At 67.9% G+C, this 19,527-nt stretch carries 21 protein-coding genes; 14 read left to right on the top strand and 7 right to left on the bottom strand.

What is annotated here, in order from left to right; all coding sequences use genetic code 11:
* The first annotated feature begins 89 nt into the window (after positions 1-89).
* From EZ216_RS13265 to EZ216_RS13240, 6 genes are all read left to right on the top strand, one after another.
* Positions 90-1,925: a type IV secretory system conjugative DNA transfer family protein gene (locus tag EZ216_RS13265; protein ID WP_135250262.1), complete on the top strand. Its 1,836-nt coding sequence runs from the start codon at positions 90-92 to the stop codon at positions 1,923-1,925.
* 13 nt (positions 1,926-1,938) lie between these two features.
* On the top strand, positions 1,939-2,427 hold the full coding sequence (locus EZ216_RS13260) for a lytic transglycosylase domain-containing protein (RefSeq protein ID WP_135250261.1): 489 nt from the start codon (positions 1,939-1,941) through the stop codon (positions 2,425-2,427).
* A 442-nt stretch (positions 2,428-2,869) separates the two neighbouring features.
* The gene (locus EZ216_RS13255; protein ID WP_135250260.1) at positions 2,870-3,871 is read left to right on the top strand and encodes a hypothetical protein; all 1,002 of its coding nucleotides are present in this window, start codon (positions 2,870-2,872) and stop codon (positions 3,869-3,871) included.
* Between the two features lie 77 nt (positions 3,872-3,948).
* Positions 3,949-4,587 carry a helix-turn-helix transcriptional regulator gene (locus EZ216_RS13250; protein WP_135250259.1) on the top strand — a complete coding sequence of 213 codons (639 nt, stop codon included), beginning with the start codon at positions 3,949-3,951 and terminating at the stop codon, positions 4,585-4,587.
* 184 nt (positions 4,588-4,771) lie between these two features.
* The gene (locus EZ216_RS13245; protein WP_239024381.1) at positions 4,772-5,806 is read left to right on the top strand and encodes a glycosyltransferase; all 1,035 of its coding nucleotides are present in this window, start codon (positions 4,772-4,774) and stop codon (positions 5,804-5,806) included.
* Positions 5,807-5,809: 3 nt separating this feature from the next.
* Positions 5,810-6,742 carry a glycosyltransferase family 2 protein gene (locus EZ216_RS13240; protein WP_135250258.1) on the top strand — a complete coding sequence of 311 codons (933 nt, stop codon included), beginning with the start codon at positions 5,810-5,812 and terminating at the stop codon, positions 6,740-6,742.
* Between the two features lie 41 nt (positions 6,743-6,783).
* On the opposite strand, the gene EZ216_RS13235 is transcribed toward EZ216_RS13240, so the two are convergent.
* The gene (locus EZ216_RS13235) at positions 6,784-7,605 is read right to left on the bottom strand and encodes a hypothetical protein (protein WP_135250257.1); all 822 of its coding nucleotides are present in this window, start codon (positions 7,603-7,605) and stop codon (positions 6,784-6,786) included.
* 32 nt (positions 7,606-7,637) lie between these two features.
* On the opposite strand from EZ216_RS13235, the gene EZ216_RS13230 reads away from it, so the two are divergent.
* Together EZ216_RS13230 and EZ216_RS13225 are read left to right on the top strand one after the other, a co-directional pair.
* Positions 7,638-7,925, top strand: a complete 288-nt coding sequence (locus tag EZ216_RS13230) for a hypothetical protein (RefSeq protein ID WP_135250256.1) — start codon at positions 7,638-7,640, stop codon at positions 7,923-7,925.
* Between the two features lie 315 nt (positions 7,926-8,240).
* Complete coding sequence (locus EZ216_RS13225) at positions 8,241-9,830, top strand: DUF4139 domain-containing protein (protein ID WP_135250255.1); 1,590 nt, start codon at positions 8,241-8,243, stop codon at positions 9,828-9,830.
* 9 nt (positions 9,831-9,839) lie between these two features.
* Here the strand turns inward: EZ216_RS13225 and EZ216_RS13220 are convergent, their stop codons facing one another.
* The 4 genes from EZ216_RS13220 to EZ216_RS13205 form a co-directional block, all read right to left on the bottom strand.
* Positions 9,840-10,820 (bottom strand): LLM class flavin-dependent oxidoreductase, encoded by a 981-nt coding sequence (locus tag EZ216_RS13220; protein ID WP_135250254.1) that lies wholly within the window; start codon positions 10,818-10,820, stop codon positions 9,840-9,842.
* 107 nt (positions 10,821-10,927) lie between these two features.
* The gene (locus EZ216_RS13215; protein ID WP_167772893.1) at positions 10,928-12,010 is read right to left on the bottom strand and encodes an ankyrin repeat domain-containing protein; all 1,083 of its coding nucleotides are present in this window, start codon (positions 12,008-12,010) and stop codon (positions 10,928-10,930) included.
* Positions 12,011-12,161: 151 nt separating this feature from the next.
* Complete coding sequence (locus EZ216_RS13210; RefSeq protein WP_135250252.1) at positions 12,162-12,530, bottom strand: cupredoxin domain-containing protein; 369 nt, start codon at positions 12,528-12,530, stop codon at positions 12,162-12,164.
* Positions 12,527-13,420, bottom strand: a complete 894-nt coding sequence (locus EZ216_RS13205; RefSeq protein WP_135250251.1) for a metallophosphoesterase family protein — start codon at positions 13,418-13,420, stop codon at positions 12,527-12,529. The genes EZ216_RS13210 and EZ216_RS13205 overlap by 4 nt, the downstream gene beginning before the upstream one ends.
* 140 nt (positions 13,421-13,560) lie before the next feature.
* Here EZ216_RS13205 and EZ216_RS13200 point away from each other — a divergent pair, with 140 nt between their 5' ends.
* Entirely contained in the window at positions 13,561-14,130 is a 570-nt protein-coding gene (locus EZ216_RS13200) for a sigma-70 family RNA polymerase sigma factor (RefSeq protein ID WP_167772892.1), read from the top strand.
* A complete protein-coding gene (locus EZ216_RS13195; protein ID WP_135250248.1) occupies positions 14,127-14,879 on the top strand; it encodes an anti-sigma factor family protein in 753 nt (250 codons plus the stop codon). The genes EZ216_RS13200 and EZ216_RS13195 overlap by 4 nt, the downstream gene beginning before the upstream one ends.
* A gap of 16 nt (positions 14,880-14,895) precedes the next feature.
* Here EZ216_RS13195 and EZ216_RS13190 read toward each other — a convergent pair whose 3' ends face one another.
* Complete coding sequence (locus EZ216_RS13190; protein ID WP_239024380.1) at positions 14,896-15,204, bottom strand: high-potential iron-sulfur protein; 309 nt, start codon at positions 15,202-15,204, stop codon at positions 14,896-14,898.
* Between the two features lie 189 nt (positions 15,205-15,393).
* Between EZ216_RS13190 and EZ216_RS13185 the strand changes: the two genes are divergently transcribed.
* Positions 15,394-15,813, top strand: coding sequence for an MAPEG family protein (locus EZ216_RS13185; protein WP_135250245.1), 420 nt, complete (start codon positions 15,394-15,396; stop codon positions 15,811-15,813).
* A 25-nt stretch (positions 15,814-15,838) separates the two neighbouring features.
* On the opposite strand, the gene EZ216_RS13180 is transcribed toward EZ216_RS13185, so the two are convergent.
* Positions 15,839-17,119: a TIGR03862 family flavoprotein gene (locus EZ216_RS13180; protein WP_439126737.1), complete on the bottom strand. Its 1,281-nt coding sequence runs from the start codon at positions 17,117-17,119 to the stop codon at positions 15,839-15,841.
* Positions 17,120-17,277: 158 nt separating this feature from the next.
* Between EZ216_RS13180 and EZ216_RS13175 the strand changes: the two genes are divergently transcribed.
* Genes EZ216_RS13175 through EZ216_RS13165 form a run of 3 tightly spaced genes read left to right on the top strand, consistent with a single transcriptional unit; the run spans position 17,278 to position 19,507 of the window.
* Complete coding sequence (locus EZ216_RS13175; protein WP_135250242.1) at positions 17,278-17,439, top strand: DUF1328 domain-containing protein; 162 nt, start codon at positions 17,278-17,280, stop codon at positions 17,437-17,439.
* Positions 17,440-17,486: 47 nt separating this feature from the next.
* A complete protein-coding gene (locus EZ216_RS13170; RefSeq protein WP_135250241.1) occupies positions 17,487-18,512 on the top strand; it encodes a phosphotransferase enzyme family protein in 1,026 nt (341 codons plus the stop codon).
* Positions 18,509-19,507: a GNAT family N-acetyltransferase gene (locus EZ216_RS13165; protein ID WP_135250240.1), complete on the top strand. Its 999-nt coding sequence runs from the start codon at positions 18,509-18,511 to the stop codon at positions 19,505-19,507. Before EZ216_RS13170 ends, EZ216_RS13165 begins: the two co-directional genes overlap by 4 nt.
* Positions 19,508-19,527 lie beyond the last annotated feature (20 nt).

Raw genomic sequence — 19,527 nt, 5'->3', positions numbered from 1 at the left:
ACCAGCCTGCTCCTCGCTACAAGTGACTGCCCTCAGGGGATTTGTCATCAGTGGGATTAAAGGTTCTTGAGAGCCGCACAGACCTATCAATGAACGCCTTGCTCGACCAGCTTCTCATTCCGCAATACCAATTCGCCATTCAATGGTTTGGTCCTGCCTACTTCAACACGATCATGCTGATGATCATGGTGCTGGTGTGGATCAACCCGCTGCCGCTGAACGCCACCGAGAAAGACGATTCCACCAAGGAAGCGGTGCTGCTGTGGACGCGGCGCATCATCGTGACGGCCATCCCCATCCTCGCCGTCATCGTCCCGATCTACCTTTGCCTGCTGGTCGATGCGGTGCGCGTTGCCGATCTCGGCGCGGACTCCGCCCGATGGGCCCGGGCCTGGCTGTGGGGCGCTGCCAAGGCCAACCTGTGGCGGGTGGTCGCGGGCACGCTGGTCGCGATGGTGGTCAAGGCCATCTATCTGCGCAACATCGCGCCAGTGCTTTCGCACTGGTTCCACGAGCGGCGCAATACGCTCGGCCTGGACGCGAAGTCGGATATCCGCGTGACCGCCGGCAAGCTGCAGGCCAAGGACTTCTCGCCGGTGGAGTACTACAAGGAAGGCGAGGTGTTCTTCGGCCTGAACGAACACGGCGCGCCGATCTACGTGGACCTGGAAACCTTCCGCAAGGCCAACTGCCAGGTCATCGGTCCCACCCGTTTCGGCAAAGGCGTGCTGCTGGGCGGATTGATGGACCAGGCCATCCGGAACGACCACGTGGTGATCTATGTCGATCCCAAGGACGACGAATGGCTGCCCTGGGTGATGTACCACGCCGCCGGCGCCAACCGCCGGCTGGTGACGATGGACCTGAACGGCAGCGGCAAGCAGCGCTGGCATCCCTTCGCCGGCGGCACGGTGCGCGAGCGCCGCGCCCGCATCATCGTGGCCTGCGGCCTGGCCGACACCGGCTCGGACGGCGACTTCTACAAGCGAGCCGAGCGCGGCATCCTCGATGCGATCCTGCCCAAGTGCCCTTCGGGCTCCATCGGTTCGATGCTCGCTGCGCTGGAGGCCAAGGGCCCCGACGGCAAGCCGCTGAAGGAGAACGCGGCCCGCCTGTACGAGAGCCTGCGCGAGTGGTCGCTGGTGCCCGCGCTCAACCCCGATAAAAAGGGGCTGACGGTGGACGACGTGCTGCGCAACGGGTGGGTGTGCTATTTCCGCGGCGCCATGGACGATCGCACGGTGCTGGCGGCCACCCGCATCTTCATCATGGAAGTGATCCAGGCGGCCAAGCGCATGAAGGAGGAGCGGGCGGGTCGCCAGTTGACCTTGGCGGTGGACGAACTCAAGTTCCTCATCAGCCAGGAGTTGTCCGACGCGCTGGCCACGTCGCTGGGGCACAACGTCAACATCGTCATCTGCCACCAGTCCATCGGCGATCTGCGTGGGCCGGAAGACAAGACTTTGGACGCGGCCGCGCTCGAGCAGGGCGTGCTGACCAACTGCCAGCTCAAGGTGCTTTACCGCTGCGACCCCGACACCGCCGAATGGGGCGCCAAGCTCAGTGGCACCCGGCAGATGAAGGTGATGCGCACCGAGAAAGTCCACACCAACGCGGCTGGCGGGCAGGTCTACAACGATGACCACATGGTGGCGAATGAGGAAGAGGCGCTGATCCCGGAGAACGTGCTCCTGAGCCTTCCGCCAAGGGTGGGGGTTGTCTTCACCCCGAACCAGCTGGCGCGCGTGATCTACACCTCTCCCGTTCGGGTGAGCAAAGGCACCGATCTGTTGGCGGAGCATCCCGACGCCGCCGCCCGCGATGTGGGAGGGAAGGGACAGACTCAGCCTGTCCCGGCGCCCGGAAAGGCCGAAGCCCAGCCGGTGCGGGAAGCCGCGGCGCCGTCCCCCGCCGTCGCATCCTGAGGCGGCTTGCCGCATGCTGGGCCGGTGGGGGCTTCTTCTGTGCCTGGCTGCACTGTTGGAAGCAGCGCCCGCCCATGCGGAACGCAATTGCTGGATCGAGGCTGGCGCACGGTACCGGATCGATCCTGGCCTTCTGTACGCCATTGCCCAATTGGAAAGTGGCCTGAATCCGCGAGCCTTGGGGCGCAACCGCGATGGCAGCCGCGACGTCGGCCTGATGCAGATCAACTCGTCGCATCTGCCGTTGCTGGCTCGCTATGGCATCGGCGAGGAACAGCTCTATGACCCTTGCGTGTCCATTCATGTCGCGGCGTGGCTGTTGGCCGGCAATTTCCAACGGATGGGCCACAGCTGGACTGCGGTGGGCGCCTACAACGCGGCTTCGCCCGGAAAGAGGTCGCTGTACGCGTCGAAGATCTACCGTCAGCTCGACCCGCAAACCGCGGCACGCCTGACAGGCGCGATCGACGGCGCCTCATCGCGGGAAGCGCCCCAACGGTGAACGTCTCCGCCGCGCTCCCTATGAGCAGGCCCCGAGACCGTGATTCCCATGGCCATCAGCGCCCGAGTAAAAAGAAACTCCAAGGCGATTCTGATAAAGCGACTATGTTTCTATCAATATGAAGTATCGGATTACGTTGTGAAGAGGCGATTGAATTGACGGATAAGACGTCGTTCGAATAAACGTATGCAGTAGCAAGCATGCAAAGGGAAAGAAAAACTTTTGTATTGAGCTATCCTTTCTTCCGTTGCAGGCGCTGTTTCTGATGGCTCCTGTAGCGACATCGGTGGGTTGCTCTTTGTCAACCCGGTCTTTTCGGAAGCGGATCTTTCGGAAACCCCACTTAGCCACTTACAAGCGTTTGAGTGGCTAAGTGGGTTTCCGGAGAGCCCGTGAAAGAAAAACCGGCCCTCTCATTCGAGAGGTGTAGACAGGAGGCGATATGCACTTTGTGCGCTCGCTGGTGCTGTTGCTGTGCCTGGGTCTCATCAACCCGGGGTTGTCCAACGCTGAAACGGAGGTGAAGGAACCGGAGCCGGCTGCGAGCATGAGTATCCAGGCCGCGACCGAATTCCGCTGCTTGCTGGGCACCAAGTCGTGCCTGGAGGAGTACACGGAGATCGACGTGCGCGCGAAGGGAGCTTTGCTCGATGGTCCATTCGGCAGACCGATCATGGCGGATGTCGGCACGATCGTGCTTGGACTGAACCATCAGCTCCAAGTGCGGGCGGTCATTGACCTGAGCTGGGCCCTTGTGGAGATGGAAGACGGTTACTTCCGCTTCCGCGTCGGAACCGACAAGGGCTTTGACGGGGCTTTGTACCGGCTGCCGACCATTGCCACCGTCGCGGACGTCCGCGGCCCTGATATGCGCACTCCGTCCATGGACGCTTATGACCCGGGCGGTGGCGTGGATCTCAGGGTCGGGAAGCTCAAGTTGCGCGGCTGGGTCGACGAGGCCTCCGCCAGCGCAAGTGTGATTGTCCATGGCGTGGGATCGTTGTCCGGCGTGATGTTCCACGGCGAAGTCGGTCGTCGTCTGGTCTGGTTGACGGGTGTCGCCCTGAATGAGTCGAGCCTGGCGCGACCGGGAGAGGGGTTCATCCGCCTCATGCCCGATCGCATCAAGCTCGGTCAGCTGGGGGACAACACCGAAGACATCCTGACGCTGCAGCTTGCCGCTGAGGGCGATCGACTGCTGGTTGAGGGGGGTGGCTTTGCGAGCACCGTGACGGTCGCGAGCGTAGTGGAGGCGAACATGGGCGTCGTCAATGTCATGCTCTCCACGAAGCTGAATATCCCGCTGCGGGATATGCCGGTCGCGGGGCATCTCACTGCCCACATCCAGATAGGGCCCTTCTTCGGTGCCTTTGACCTCGGCCCTCGCAAGGCGTTCACGTTGGCGATTGGAGCGTCTGTCAAGTTCGACGGACGCTGGAAGTAAGTAACACAGCGCAGGGGCAGGGATAGCGGACGACCCCATAGGTTCAAAGCTATCTCTGTCGGAAGGGGCTGGACAGCATGTCTGTCCAGTCCCTTCTTTTTTGTCCATTCCTTTTCGTCCCCCCATGGAGTGAAGAAATGCGCAACGGGAAAATCCTTGTGCTGAGTGGAAACAGGTTTGTCCGCACGTGCCTGCACCTGATACTGATGGCCTCGACGGGGCATGAGATCACGACGGCTGCCTGGGATAGCAGGGCAAGACTGCCGGCCGTCGCTCCCTATGACCTTGTCATTCTTGATCTCAGCGACCCTGCTCACCTGCCTTGGTTGCACTCTCAACTAAGCCACCAGCCTGCAGCAACAAGCACCATCTGCATGGTCCCGCCTGCCAGTTGCGGGGCGGACCTGGTCGGCCAGACCGGTGTGATCTACGTCTCCAGTTCTTCTGATGCGGTCCAGTTGCTCGAACTGATTGAACTGGAACTGGATCGTGCGCGGACCGGGGCCTCGCTTCCGAGCCCACCCAGGTCCTCCTTCGATCTCACTGCCAAGGAGGAGGCAATACTTCGGCTGGTCGCAAAAGGCCTGTCCAACCAGCAGATTGCCCGGCAGCTGGCGATCGCGGAGCCCACGGTCCGTGTGCACAAGCACCATGTGATGCGCAAGCTCGGCATTCGGGGCGCCGTCCAACTCCATCGGTTCGCATGCAGCCTATGAGAACGCCTGCGGATCGTGGCCGGCCACGATGGCGAGCATCAACATGCCGCCCCCCGGGTACCGTCGGGGCTTTCTGCGGGCTCTCGTACTGCAATTGAACGATGACCCTGCCGAGCTACTTCCGCCGGCGCCGGTGCACCCCGGCCACTACCCTCCTGCTCACATTGCAATCAGGAGATATACGTTGGCTACACGACCCACCGTTGGCGCGATCAGGGTGTCCGTCATCATCAAGGCGCTGAACGAGGAAGCCCGCATCGCTGCTGCCATCCAGAGCGCGCTCTCGGCGCTGCGCAAGCTGCCCTGCCTGGGCGAGGTGATCCTCGCGGACTCGTGTTCCACCGACGAAACCCTCCGCATCGCCGCCAACTACCCCATCCGCGTCGTCACGCTGGCCAACCCCGACGAACGCAGTTGCGGCATCGGCCCGCAGCTCGGGTACCAGTACACCACGGGAGATTTCGTCTACATCCTCGACGGCGACATGGAACTGGACGAGGATTTCCTGAAGGCCGGCCTCGAGTTCCTCATGCGCCATCCCGGCGTCGCCGGAGTGGGCGGCCAGGTGGAAGAGCGCGTGACGACCAGTCTCGAATACGCGAGGCGCGCCCGCCGCGCCAAGGTGAACATGCGCCCGGGCGAGACGGACCGTCTTGAGATGGGCGGGCTCTACCGGTGCCGTGCGATCGACCAGGTCGGCTACTTCTCCGACCGCAACCTGCGCAGCTACGAGGAACTTGACCTGGGCATGCGCCTGCGGGCCCGGGGTTGGCGCCTTTGGCGGCTCGACTGCCCTTCGGTGATCCACCACGGCCACGCCGACGGCACGCTCGCGCTGCTGCTGCGCCGCTGGCGCAACGGGTACCTGTGCGGCATCGGCCAGCTGCTTCGCGCCAGCGTCGGTGAGCCGCACATGCGCATCGTGCTGTCGTCCGTCTCCGAATTGAGGCTCTACCTGGCGGTCCTGATGTGGTGGGCCTTGCTGGTCGCGATCCCCTTCCTGCCAGTTCGGCCCTGGGCGGCGACGGAGCTCTTCGCCGGTGTCCTGGCCGCCCCTTTCGCGCTGGCGGCCTTGCTGCGCAGATCGGTTCTGGACGCGTTCGTGACCGTGACCTCCTGGTGCTTCCACGCTGCCGGCCTGGTGCGCGGGTTCATCCAGGCCAGGCGACCGCCAATGAGCGCCGTCCGCAGCACATTGGTCAAGGATTTCTACATCTGACCGATGCAGCCGGATTTCTCTGTCATCGTGCCGCTGTACAACAAGGCGGCTTTCGTGCGCGGGGCCGTCCAGTCTGCGCTCTCGCAGACTTTCGCGCCCAAGGAAGTCATCGTCGTCGATGACGGTTCCACTGACGGCGGCGCCGAGGCGGTCCTCGGCATCCGTGATGCACGCCTGCGCGTCGTGCGGCAGCGCAACCAGGGGGTCTCCGCGGCGCGCAACACCGGGATCGAGCTTGCCACCGGCCGCTGGATCGCTTTCCTGGACGCGGACGACTGGATGCATCCGCGCCTGCTCTCCGCCTACGCGCAGGCGCACGCGGCGTACCCTTCGGTCAGGATGCTTGGCGCCGGATTCCTGCGCATCGGAGAAAGCGAGCATGAGGTGATTGCAAGCTGGCCGCGCCTGCCGGATCGCTTCAGCTTCGAGTTCGTCGAGCACCTGCACACCCGCTGGATGCGCGGCGAGACGTTCGCCACCAGCAGCGTGGCCATCGAGGCGGAATGCCTGCGCGGGTTGCGTCCGCGGTTCCCCGTTGGAGAAAGCTGGGGCGAGGACCTCGACGTCTGGTTCAGGGTGGCGGAGCGCACCCCGCTCGTGCTGGTGAAGGCGCCCTTGGCCGGCTACAGGTGGGTGGGGGGCAGCTTGTCGGACACCGATCCGCTTCATGCCGATCTTCCGCCGTTCCTGCGCCGCATGCAGGCGAGACTGGCCAGCGGCCTGGTGCCCCCGGCCAAGAGGAAGGCCGTCCGCGGGCTCCTCGCGCAGTTCCTGGTCAGCTCGGCAAGATCCTCACTGGCTCGTGGTGAGCGCCACCAAGCCGTGCGCCTGCTGATGGAGGCGAGGGCCGCGTATGCATCCCCCCGCTGGCTGCGCACCTGGCTGATGCTCGTGACCAAGAAGGCCTGGCCCGCTGTGCCCGCCGGTTGCGCATAGCACCGGCGCGGCGGGGCGCTGCCAAGCCCCCGAGGCCCGGGTCACCGCCCGAACAGGTACTGGTTCGGCTGGGTCTGGTCCGCGCTTTGGTACGTGACCACCAGGTGACCGTCGGGTCCGGCGACCGCGATGCCCTGGCCGGCCTGCACGTACTCGCCAGTGAGCTCGCTGACCCAGTACACGGCGCGGCCGTTCAGTTCCGTCTGCGCGTCGGTCGCCGCGCCCGTGGCTGAGTGATGCTGCAGGTGAAGGTAGGCGTTGGTGCCGCGCGAGTAGCCGCGGACCTCCTGCCACAGCACGCCGAACGGGCCGGCACCGGACGGCAGCACGCGCACGTCGGACACCTGGTACGTGGCAGCGGCCGTGTCGAACGGGCCGGCCACGGAAGCCTCCGGCGCGATGACCGCGGTGCGGACCTCGGACTGCCCGCTTTGCGTCGTGCCCGCCCACGACAGGCCGATGTTGGCGCCGATCGGCGCAGCTGACACGGCGAAGTCCGAAGCCTGCAGCGTGTCGGCCAGCTGCGTCGGTGCCGTGAGCCCATGCAGGCCGGCATCGAAGTGCCGCGTGTAGATCGAGTAAGTGAACGGGTAGTAGGGGCTGCGCTGGTTCCACACGGCGCTGAGGGTGCCGTCCGGCAGCGGCACGATGGAGATCCTGCGCTGTGCCTCGCCGCCGCCGCCCGGCACCAGGTCGGCCCGGGCGCCGGCCAGTTCGCCGGCCGAGCCCAAGCGCTGCAGGTGGCCCCAGAACGGCGCCTGGGCGACGGTCTGCGACGACCAGCCGACCACGTAGCCGCCGGCGGCGGGTTCGATCACCAGGTCCTGCACATGGAAGAACGCCTCGGGCGCGCACAACGCCATCGGCGGAATATCGCCGCACCTGCACGTTGTGGATGACCGCGCCGGGCGTCGTCGATTCGGTGTCGGCCCCGGCCCACGCGACGAGGAACCCGCCATCCGGCGCGGCCGCCGCGGCCACCTGGGTGACCAGCTGCACTTCGTCCTGGACGACGATGGGCGAGCCCACCAGGTTGCCGGCCGCATCGGTGAGCTGCGCCATCACGCGGCTGTTGCGCGTGGTCGAACCATGGGCGATCCACAGCGCGACGTTGCCGCCGCCCGCGAGCCTGGCAACGGCTCCCGGGCTGAACGTGATCGGGTTGGCGCCGACCAGGACCTGATCGAAGGCGGCGAACGCGGCGGCCTTCGGCGCCGAGGGACTCGAGCCGCCGGCCGCAGGCGCGGAAGCGCCCACTCCGCTGCCAAGGCCCTGGCTCAGGCTGCTGCCGGCCGAAGGCGCAGGTGCAGGCAAGCGTGAAGATTGTGGCGACGCGTTGCGGGTGTGTGGTCGCGCGCACACTCGGGCCGCGTGTTCGCCGGCGCGCTGTCATGCGCATGCAGTAGCCGATCGCGTAGACGCGCATTGACGCCGCAAAGTCGCATCCGACACACGAACCCGGTGCTGCCAGTCGCACCTCGTCCTGCAAGGAAAAGTGATGCACAGAATCTTCTTGTACCTGCCGCTGTTGTCCGCGATGCTGGTGCCGGCTTTCGCGACCGCGCAGTCCGCGCCAGTCACCGCGGTCACGCTGTACCCCGGCAGCGCCACCGTCGTCCGCTCCGCACGCGTGGAAGCCGGCGCCACGCGGCTGGTGGTGGCCGAACTCACGACGCAGTTCCCGGTGCAGACCCTGCGGGTCGAGGGCGATCCAGGCATCCGCATCGGCCAGATCGTCACCCAGGACGCATCCCGCACGGAGTCGGCCAACGCCACGCAGGCGGCCTTGGAGGCGAGCATCCAGGCGCTGCGGGACCAGTCGGCGGCGCTGGACGCGCAGGCTGGCGCGGCCGACATCGTCAAGGGCTACCTGGAGCGCGCCACCAGCGACAACGGCAAGGAGCACGCGCGCATGCCGATGGACGGCAAGAGTCTCGCCTCCACCGTGACCGCCCTCTCGCAGGCGGCTGCCGACGCGCTCACCCGGAAGCACCAGGTCGCGTTGCAAAAGCGCGAGATCGGCAAGAAGATCCAGGCGCTGCAGCGTGACCTGGCCCGCGTGCAAAGCCAGTCGCGCGACCTGCGCACGGTCACCATCCAGCTCACCGCGGAGCGGGCAGGCGACGTCCGCATCTCCTACCAGCTGAACAGCGCCGGCTGGCGGCCGGCGTACCGCGCGGAACTCGACTCGGCCCATTCGACCGTTTCGATCGACCGCCTGGCGCAGGTCTCGCAGAAGACCGGCGAGGACTGGCGAGGCGTCCGCCTGGCCTTGTCCACGGCGCAGCCGCGGCAATCCCTCTCCGCGGCGACACCGCAACCCTGGCTGGTCGGCTACGACCCGCCCCGGCCGTCTGGCGAACTCGCGCCGCCGAACGCTCTCGCCAAGTCCGCCGCCATGCAGTCCGCGCCGATGAAGGATCGTGGCCGGGAAGCGGAGTACGAGCCGCCCACCTTCCAGGCGGACGGCACGTTTGCCACCGAGTTCGTGGTGAGCACTCCCGTGACGCTGCCGGCGGACGGCCGCGAGGTCCTGTTGCCGCTCGCGCGCGAGACACTCGCGGCCCGGCAGCGCGTGCAGGTCAGTCCGCGCCTGTCGACCACGGCCATGGTGATGGCCGTGGTCGACAAGCCTGCCGGCGTGTGGCCCGGCGGCAGCCTGCAGCTGTACCGTGACGGCAGCTACGTGGGCGCCTTGCCGTGGTTGCCGGACGCGGGAGCGAAGTGGGCCCTGTCGTTCGGGCGGGATGAACTGCTGCAGGTGCGCCTGAGCCCGGTAAAGGGCGACTCAGGCAGCACGGGCCTCTTCGACAAGCGCAACGTGCGGCGCATCTCCGACCGCATCACGCTTCGCAGCAGCCATGCGACGCCCGTGGAGGTGCTCGTCCTGGAGGCCGCGCCCGTGAGCACCTCGGACGAGGTCAAGGTGCAGACCGTGTTCTCGCCCCAGCCGACCCAGGACACGTGGGAGCAGAGACGCGGCGTGGTCGCCTGGGTCCGCATGCTCGCCCCGCAGGAGACCGCCGCCATCGACGTGGCCTATGAGCTGGAATACCCGAAGGAAGGATCGGTCACGGGCCTGCCTTGAGACAGCGTCTCAGGCCGCCTGCGCCGCGATCTCGTACGACCGCATGCGGGCCTGGTGGTCGAAGATCTGCGAGGTGATCATCAGTTCGTCCGCGCCCGTGCGTTCGACGAACGCGTGCAGCGCATCGCGCACGGTGGCCGGCGAGCCGATGGCGCTGCAGGACAGCACGTCGTCCAGCATCGCGCGAGCTTGCGGGGGCAGCGCCTCCAGGTAACCGGGAAATGGCGGTTGCAGTTGCGAAGGCCGCCCCGTGCGCAGATTGACGAAAGCCTGCTGCATCGACGTCGCCAGCACGCGCGCTTCCTCGTCGGTGGGCGCGGCGAACACGTTGAACCCCAGCATCACGTACGGCTCGGCCAGCTGCGCCGAAGGCTTGAACGTGGCGCGGTAGATCTCGATGGCCTGCATCATCTGCGCCGGCGCGAAGTGCGAGGCGAAGGCATAGGGCAGGCCCAGCATCGCCGCGAGCTGCGCGCCGAACAGGCTGGACCCGAGGATCCACACCGGCACCTTGGCGCCCTTGCCGGGAACGGCGCGCACCGTCTGGCGCGGCTCGTCGGACATGAAGTCCATCAGCTCCACCACGTCCTGCGGAAACGCGTCGGGGTCGCTGGCCAGGTCGCGCCGCAACGCGCGGGCCGTGGCCTGGTCGGACCCCGGTGCACGGCCCAGCCCCAGGTCGATGCGCCCGGGGTACAGCGCCTGCAGCGTGCCGAACTGCTCGGCGATCACGAGCGGTGAATGGTTGGGCAGCATGATGCCGCCCGCGCCGACACGGATCGTGCTCGTGCCGCCGGCGATGTGCCCGATGAGCACCGCCGTCGCGGCGCTGGCGATGCCGGGCATGCCGTGGTGCTCGGCCAGCCAGTAGCGGTGGTAGCCCAGCCGTTCGGCCCGCTGCGCCAGGGCCAGCGAGTTGCGGAACGAAGCCGCGGCGTCGCCGCCCGCGGTGATGGGGGCGAGGTCGAGAACGGAAAGTACGATGGTCATGGTTGGTGGCGATGATCGCCCAGGCACGTAGTCCCCATCCGACGTCGGCCATTCCGACACGACGATGCGACGGATGACTATGCGCACGCGGCTGAGGGGCACGGGGTTCAGTTCACCCCGAGCTTGCGGCAAATCTCGCCCAGGTACTCCGAGTTCCTCTGCTCCGGCGCGCAGCAGGTTTCGCGCAGGAACCGTTCCGTTCGCGCAGGCACCGTGGGCCGGGCGCCCGCGTTGACCAGGAAGTTGACCATGTCCAGTTCCTCCTTCTGGTCCCGGCGGTTGGAAGGACACGAGGACACGGCCCAGCTGACGGCACTCTCGCCCCCGGGGCCGCGCTGGTCGACGTTCGCGCCGTGGCTGACGAAGAGCTTCACGAGATCGAGGTTCTGCTCGCCTGCCGCCAGCATCAATGGCGTGGTTTGCCGGGCGCCGTAGGGGTTGTTGGGATCGCCCCCCAGCCGCAACAGCAGTTCCGCCCGTTGCAGGTGATCCTTGAACTGGGCGGGTGACATGCGGAACGTCGGCTCGGTCGCGATGGGGTGCAGGGTATTGGGCGGGAACCTGACGCGGTGGGCGCGCAGGAACTCCAGTTGGGCGCTACCGCCGTCCCGCGCACCGACCTGGCCGATCGCGCGGCCCAACGCCTGGTCGGAGGCGATGCTGGCAAGGAAGAGGGCGAGGTTGGTCGTCTCATCCTGGGCGGCCCCATCCCTGCACTTCTCCATGCACGCGAGGGCCAGCTGTTGTTCCAGCCGTTTGCCCAGGCGCTTTCCGTCGGAGATGCTCCACAGGTAGCGGGCGGCCTCGACCTGGCCGGCGTAAACGGCGTAGTCGAAGGCGTTGGACCTGCAGCCGTCGCAGTCGCCGGGATTCATCACGCTTTCCGCGTAGATGTCGGCACCCGCATCGACCAGCGCCTTCATCACGTCCAGGTGGCCCATCCCGCTCGCCAGCATCAACGGACGGACTCCCACCATGTAGGAGAAGCCGTGTTCGATGTGGTGTCGATATTCGGAAGAGTCGACGTCGACGGGCCGGCCGGACCGGATCCAGCTGCGCACGAATTCGATGTCCCCTGCGATCGCCGCGTTGTGCAGCGGGCCCGGCTTGACGCCGCAGGAGGCGAGCAAGGCGCACGCGGACAGGACCAGGGCGAGGGCTGCCATGCGTCGCACAGCGAAGCTGGTCATCTTCCATGCCTCCATCGGCCTTGATCGAGCACGGATGCAGTCTAGGCAGCACCTCCTGGAGCCGTCCATTCCATCCCGCGGCGTTGCGCGGCGAGCATCGATTCAAGTGAAATCATCGAGCGGGCCTGCACGCAGGGCGATCGCCGGGATCTCATTCGCTCACGACCAGCGTCCCGTTCATCGTCTCATGTCCCTCGCCGCAGAAGACGTCGCACAGGTAGGTGAACGAGCCGGCCTTGTCGGCCACCAGTTCCAGCGTCGCGGGCTGGCCGGGCACGACGTCGGTGCGCACCTTGAAGTCGGGCAGGCTGAATCCCATCGGCACTTCCGGCGCCGTGAGCTGGAACAGCAGGACCTCGCCCTTGCGGGCTTGCACCGTGCCGGGCACGAAAGTCCATTTCCTCGCGACCATGGGTACGACACGCCGCGCGGGCGCCGCGGACGTCCACGCCGCGAGCCCCGCGAATGCCAACGCGCCGGTGTACGCGAGGAATGCGCGCCGGTGTGCGATGCGGTTCATGTCCCGGCCCCCTTCTGCACCGGCACTTCGGTGATTGCATAGCGGGCCTGCGCCGGCAGCGCCTCGATCTCGCGCCAGCCGAGGCCCTTGTACGGCTGCGCGGGATCCCAGGGCAGCGGCGTTCGCTTGGGCTGCGACGCCGGTGCGGGCAGCGCGAACATCAGCGACTTCGCCGAGTGGTGGGCGATGGCGCCCGTCATGCGGTGGTGTTCCTGGTGGATGTGCCCGTAGAAGACGACGACGTCCGGGCGCGTCGCCAGCAGGTCGATGGCCTGCTGTCCATCGCGCGTGGCCCAGTCCCATTGGGGGTACAGGTCGAACAGCGGCCGGTGGGTGAAGACGACGATGGGCGTGCCCGCCGGTTGTGCATGCAGGTCGTCGGCCAGCCAGCCGAGCTGGGCCTCGCCCAGCCGGGCCGCTGGGTCGCTCACGTTGTCCAGCGTCACGAAGTGCACGCCTTCGTGGTCGAAGGCGTAGTGCGCCGGCCCGAAGAATTCGCCGAACGCGCGGCCCTTGTCCAGCGATGCGTCGTGTTCGCCGGGCATGAATCGCAGGTCCTTCACCTTCAGGTCCTTCGTCATGGCCTGCACCTCGCGCAACCGCTTGCGGCGCTCGACAGGGTCGTCCGTGGTGTGCGTCAGGTCGCCGGTGAACACGATGAAGTCCGGCGCCGGATCGAGCGCGTTCACCTCGGCGATGGCCTTGGGCAGGGTGCCGCGCGCGTCGGGGTTTTCCGGGCCCGGATAGCCCCAGTGCAGGTCCGAGAGCTGCACGAAGTTGAAATCACCCGCCGCACCGCGCGCGAGCGCTCGCGAGGCGGGGAAGAGGGCCGAGGCGTAAACCAGTCCGCCGCAGGCCGAGCGCAGGAGTTGCCGTCGCACCAGGTCCATGTCGAGCTCCTGAAAAAAGAGGTGGCGATGCGTGCAATACCGGCCTTGCGGGCCGCGCATTCCCCGACCCTGCCGCCGGCGCGGCCATCGGGAATAAACCGTGCCCCGCGCGGGTAGAACCCTGCACCACGAGGCCCCTGGTGACCGACCCCGCGCTTCTTCACCGTTTCGAGCAGGCGGCACTGCCGCACCTGGACGCGGCGTACAACCTCGCGCGCTGGATGACGGGCAACAGCGACGACGCGAAGGACGTCGCGCAGGAGGCCTTCCTTCGCGCGCTGTGCTACTTCGGCAGCTTCCGGGGCGGCGATGCGCGTCCGTGGCTGCTGCAGATCGTGCGGCACACGTGCTTCGCCTGGATGAGGAGCAACCATCCGGCCGAGCTGGTGGCGCTGGACGACGAAGACGAGCAGGGCTTGCCGGAGCGCGGCGCGATCGCCGAAGAGCCGGTGAACGTGCTCTCGCGCGAGGACGAGCGCGCGCAGGTCAACCGTGCGCTGGCGGGCCTGCCGTTCCCGTACCGGGAGGTGCTGGTGCTGCGCGAGATTGAGGACCTGTCGTATCGCGAGATCGCCGCGATCGCCGATATCCCCATCGGCACCGTGATGTCGCGGCTGGCGCGCGGCCGCAGCCTGCTGCGCGAAGCCCTGGCGCCGGATGCGCGGCCCGCGCTGCGCTCGGTCCCCGCAAGACGTTGGGAGAAGGCATGAACCATCCCGAATCCCGCTGGCAGCTCGACGCGTATGTCGACGGCGAACTGGAGCTCGCGGCGCAACTCGCGATGGAAGAGCGGCTCGCGGGCGATCCGGAGCTTCGCTCGCGGGTCCAGGGCATGCAGCGCCTTCGCGAAGCGCTGCGCGGGCAGGCCGACTACCACGAGGCGCCGCCGGAGCTCAGGGCCCGGGTGCAGGCGCTCGTCGTGCCGAAGCCGAGGCCGTGGCCGCGACCGGAACGCGGCCGGCATCCGTTGCGCTGGTGGGCCGGCGCTGCGATCGCGGTGGCTGCGGCCGCGCTGGCGGTGAACCTGGCGCTGCTGCCGCTGCAGGCCGGGCAGCGGATCGAGGACGACGTGGTCGCGAGCCACGTGCGCGCGACGCTGGGCGCACGGTCGGTGGACGTCGCGTCGTCGGAGCACCACGTGCTCAAACCCTGGCTGTCCTCGCGGCTGGATTTCTCGCCCGATGTGCCCGAGCCCCAGGCCGGCCGTGGCACTCTGCTCGGCGGCCGTGTCGACTACGTGGACGGACGCCCCGTGGCCGTGCTGGTGTGGCGCGCCGGCCCGCACGTCGCGGACGATTTCACCTGGCCCAGCGCGACGGCAGACCATCCGCCCGTCATGACCTCGAGCCGCGGCTTCAACGTCGCGCACTGGACGCGCCACCGCATGGCGCACTGGCTGATCTCCGACCTGAACCGGGAGGAACTGGCGCAGCTCGCGAGACAGATGGCAGCCGATTGAAGGCCGCGGCGCGGCCTCAGGCCTTCTTCACCCAGGAACTGCACCAGCCTCCGGCCGCGACCTGCTTGCCGCCGAAGATCGTGCACGGCCCTTCCTTGGTGTTCGCGGCTGCCGTGTAGAACTGGCAGCCGTTGCACTTCTGGTCGTTGGCGTGCTTGGGGAACCGCTTGGTGTCGGCCTTGGTGGTGTCGTCCACATAGCCGAGGGCGGTGGCTTGCGGGTCCTTGGGGTCGACCTTCTGCTGGGCGGTGGCGCCGGACGTCGCCGCGACCGCGCCGGTGCCGGCGATGACCTGGAGGAGAAAGACGCGACGGTTGCTGCGCACGGGAACCTCCTGTTCGTGATCCGGTGATCGTGCGTGGCGGCCGCGAAGGGCGTGCACTCGGCCGTCGAAAGAATCGCGTGAATTTGTGCGCGCTGCTCGACGCGACGGCGCGGCGCGCATGGCCGACTTGCCCGTTGCGGCCCCACAGGGGCAGACTCTGCCGTTCACAGCGGCTTCAGGAGAACTCCCGTGACGGCCTCGGCGATCGCACTCATCGTCTTCATCGCGTGGACGCTGGCCTTGCTGGTGGCCATGGAAGCGATGCGTTCCTGGCTGGTGCTGGCCGGGCGCATGCCTTCCAACCGGTTCACTCCGGACAACGCCAACCTCTCGCCGCTGATGCAGCGGCTGGCGCGCGCCCACGCCAATTGCATCGAAGGCCTGCCGGTCTTCGGCGGCCTGCTGCTGGTGGCAACGGTTTCCGGCCGCCACGAACTCACGGACCCGCTGGCGCCGTGGCTCGTCGTCGCGCGCGTGCTCCAGTCCTCCGTCCACGTTGCGTCGACCAGCGTCCCGGCGGTGAACGTGCGGTTCACGTTCTTCTGCATCCAGGTGGTGATCGCCATCGCCTGGGTGGGCAGGCTGCTGGCCGCATCGGTTGCCGGATGACGGCTTTGCGCCTTCACACCCGTCGTCAGCCGGGCGTCGGCGCGGGCCGCTCCCGCAACCACCGCGCCACGCCTTGCCCGGCGACGCGGCCTGTGGCGAAGCAGGCCGTCAGCAGGTAGCCGCCGGTCGGCGCTTCCCAGTCGAGCATCTCGCCCGCGCAGAACACGCCGGGCAGCTCGCGCAGCATGCCGTTGGCATCCAGCGCGTCCAGGCGCACGCCACCCGCGGTGCTGATCGCTTCTTCGACGGGCCGGGGCCGCGCCAGCGTCAGCGGCAGCGCTTTCAGCGCGGCAGCAAGCTGGCCGGGATCGTTGAGCTGCTCCACCGACAGCACCTCGTGCAGCAAAGCCATCTTCAGGCCGGCGATGCCCAGCCGGCTCTTGAGGTGCGTGGACAGGCTTCGCGGCCCGCGCGGGCGGCGGGTTTCCGCCAGCACCTGCGCGGGGCTGTGTTGCGGCAGCAGGTCGATGAGCCAGGTGGCGCGGCCATTCGCCGCGATCTCGTCGCGCAGCCGAGCCGAAAAGGCGTACACCAGGCTGCCTTCGATGCCCGTCTCCGTCAGGACGAACTCGCCTTGCTGGCTTTCTTCGGGCGGCTGCGTCGCCAGGCGCGCGGCCACGGGCTTGATGGGCTGGCCCGCGAACTTCCGGCGAAGGTGATCGCTCCAGCCCGCAACACCTGGACGCGTGGGCGCCACGTCGAATCCGCAGTTGGCGGGTTGCAGCGGCTCGACGGGGACGCCGCGCGCGGCCAGCAGCGGCGCCCACGCACCGTCGGAACCCAGGCGCGGCCAGCTCGCACCGCCCAACGCCAGGACGGTCGCATCCGCGGCGTGGACGACAGGTCCTGCCGGCGCATCGAAGAGCAGATTGCCCGTCGCGGGATCCCAGCCCTTCCAGCGGTGACGGGTGTGCAGCCGCACGCCGGCCGCGCGCAGGCGGTGCAGCCATGCGCGCAACAGCGGCGCGGCCTTCATGTCGGCGGGGAACACGCGCCCCGACGTGCCGACGAAAGTCTCGATGCCCAGGCCGGCCGCCCAGCGCCGGACTTCGTCGCCGCCGAAAGAGGAAAGCGCGTCGCGCAGCGCATCGCCGCGATCACCGTAGCGGGTGATGAAGGCGGCGGGCGGTTCCGAGTGGGTGAGGTTCAGGCCGCCGCGCCCGGCCAGCAGGAACTTGCGGCCCACGGACGGCATGGCATCGAAGAGGTCGACCGGCACGCCTTCGCGGGCCAGCATTTCGGCGGCCATCAGGCCGGCCGGTCCGCCGCCGATGACGGCGGCGCGAAAGGGAAGGGAAGTCACCAGGCGATTGTCTTCGCCCCGGCCCGGTGGCGTCCTACAGCCGAGCGCGAGGGCACGGACAGGCGGAACCGCCCGCCGCTGATCGGCCGCGGGTTAAGCCGGTCTTAAGGTGGCCCCAGTGCCGGCACCCGCCGGGTGCGCCCATCGAAAAGGAGTCGAACATGCTGCACTACGCCGTCGTGTTTTTCGTCATCGCGCTGATCGCCGCTTTCTTCGGCTTCGGCGGCATTGCCGCCGGGGCGGTGGGAATCGCGAAGATCCTCTTCTTCGTCTTCATCGTCCTGGCCGTCGTCGCCTTCGTCTTCGGCGGCCGCAGGCCGTAACGCGCGGGGTCGCTTCGCGGGGCGCGGCGGCGCATGGACAATGCGCCATGCCCACCGCCGAGCAGCCCGACGCCGACCTCGTTCCCACCCACACCACCGCCGCGGCGTCTTCCGTCGCGCGGTGGGTGGAGCGGCACCATGGCTTCGCGGTGCAGCGGTGCCACCTCATTCGCCGCGGTCTCAACGACAACTACTCGGTTCGGTCCACCGGCGGCGACCGCTACGTGGCGCGCCTGTACTCGATCCGCCCACGCGGCGCGTTCAACGCCGACTTCGAAGCCGCGCTGCTGGCGCACCTGGAAGCCAGGGGCGCGGCAGTGGCAGCGCCCGTGCCGGGCATGGACGGCCGCCCTCACGTCACCCTGCGGTTCCCCGAAGGGCCGCGCCTGCTGGCGCTCTTCCGCCATGTCGAAGGCGCGGTGCCCGAGACCCTGGAGGATTTTGGGCTGACCGGCCAGGGGCTGGCACGCATCCACCAGGCAGCGCGTGACTACGCCGGCCCGCCAAGCCGCTACGTGCTGGACGGCCAGCACCTGGCGGGCAGGACCCTGGGCTATCTCGAGGCGCATCCGGAGCTGGACGCGGAACTGCTGGCAACGTACCGCGGCCTGGTGCATGGCCTGCTCGACGAACTGGCCGCGGCCGAGGCCGGGCTCACCCGCGCGGTCTGCCACGGCGACACGCACGGGTTCAACAACCACGTGCACGGCGAATCGGCCGGCATCCGCAAGACCGCGTTCTTCGATTTCGACGATGCCGGCCCCGGCTTCCTCGCCTACGACCTCGGCGTGCTTCCGTGGTCCTACCTGTTTCGCAAGGGGCTGAAAGAGGCCGACGACGTCCTGCGCGAGCGCTGGACGCATTACCTCGCCGCGTACCGCGAAGAAGGGGGAGAGGTCACGGAACGCGACCTGGCGGCCTTGCCGCTCTTCCTGCAGTTGCGGCACCTGTGGAACATCGGCGAGGGGCTCGGGCGCCTGCATCACTGGGGCACGAACATGTTCCCCGTGGATTGGCTGCGCAAGCAGCCGGAAGTGTTCGCGGCCTGGAAGGCGCTGGACCTGCGCGCATGACCCACCGTGCTTCCGATGTGCAGCTGCGGCCCTTCGCCGGCGAGCCCGACTTCCCGCGGATGGCGGAAGTTGCGAATGCCAGCTTCGCGGCGGACGGCATCGCGATGGTGCGCACCGCCGGCGTCATGCGCGCGGACTACGCGGCGATGTCGTCGTTCGATCCCGTTCGCAGCATCGTCATGGCGCAGATCGGGGACCGGCTGGTGGGCTACGCGAGAACCTGGCCGTTCACCACGAGCGAAGGCTTCCTGGTGCAGCCGCAGGTGGCGTTCGTCCACCCGGATTTCCGCCGGCGGGGCGTTGGAACGGCGCTGCTGCGCTGCATGGAAGACCATGCACGGCAGGTGGCCGCCGCGCACCCGCGGGCGACAGCGTGGCTGCACCAGGCGATGGTGACCGAAGGCGAGCGCGATCGTGCGCACCTGCTGGAGAGCTCGGGCTACCGGGTCGTGCGGCATTTCCTCGAGATGGAGCGGCCCACGCTCGAGGACATCCCCGATTTCGCGCTGCCGCCCGGTTTCGAAGCGAGGCCCGTGGAGCCCGCACACCTCCGCGCGATCTTCGACGCGCACATGGAAGCTTTGCGCGACCACTGGGGTTTCGCGCCACCGGACCCCGGGGACTTCGAGCACTGGAAGGCTGCCCGCACCTGCCAACCGCACCTCTGGCAAGTGGCGTGGCACGCGGCCAGCAACCAGGTCGCCGGCCAGGTGAAGCCCTGGATCGACGCGGAGCAGAACGCGACCCTGGGTCGCAGGCGCGGCTTCACCGAATTCATCAGTGTGGGCAAGCCGTGGCGCCGGCAGGGATTGGCGCGCGCCCTGGTGTCACGGGCGCTTCACGCGCAGAAAGCCGCGGGCATGGACGAGTCGGCCCTGGGCGTGGACGGCGAAAGCGCGTTCAACGCCGCGCGGCTGTACGAAGCCTGCGGATTCCGGATCGCCAAGCGCAATGCGCTGTACCGGAAGCCCGTAGGTCCGGCGCCCACGGCCTGATCGGGGCGTCAGCGAGACAA

The sequence above is a fragment of the Ramlibacter humi genome (genome assembly GCF_004681975.1).
Classification (GTDB): Bacteria; Pseudomonadota; Gammaproteobacteria; order Burkholderiales; family Burkholderiaceae_C; genus Ramlibacter; species Ramlibacter humi.
This window is presented reverse-complemented; position numbering and strand designations above follow the sequence as displayed.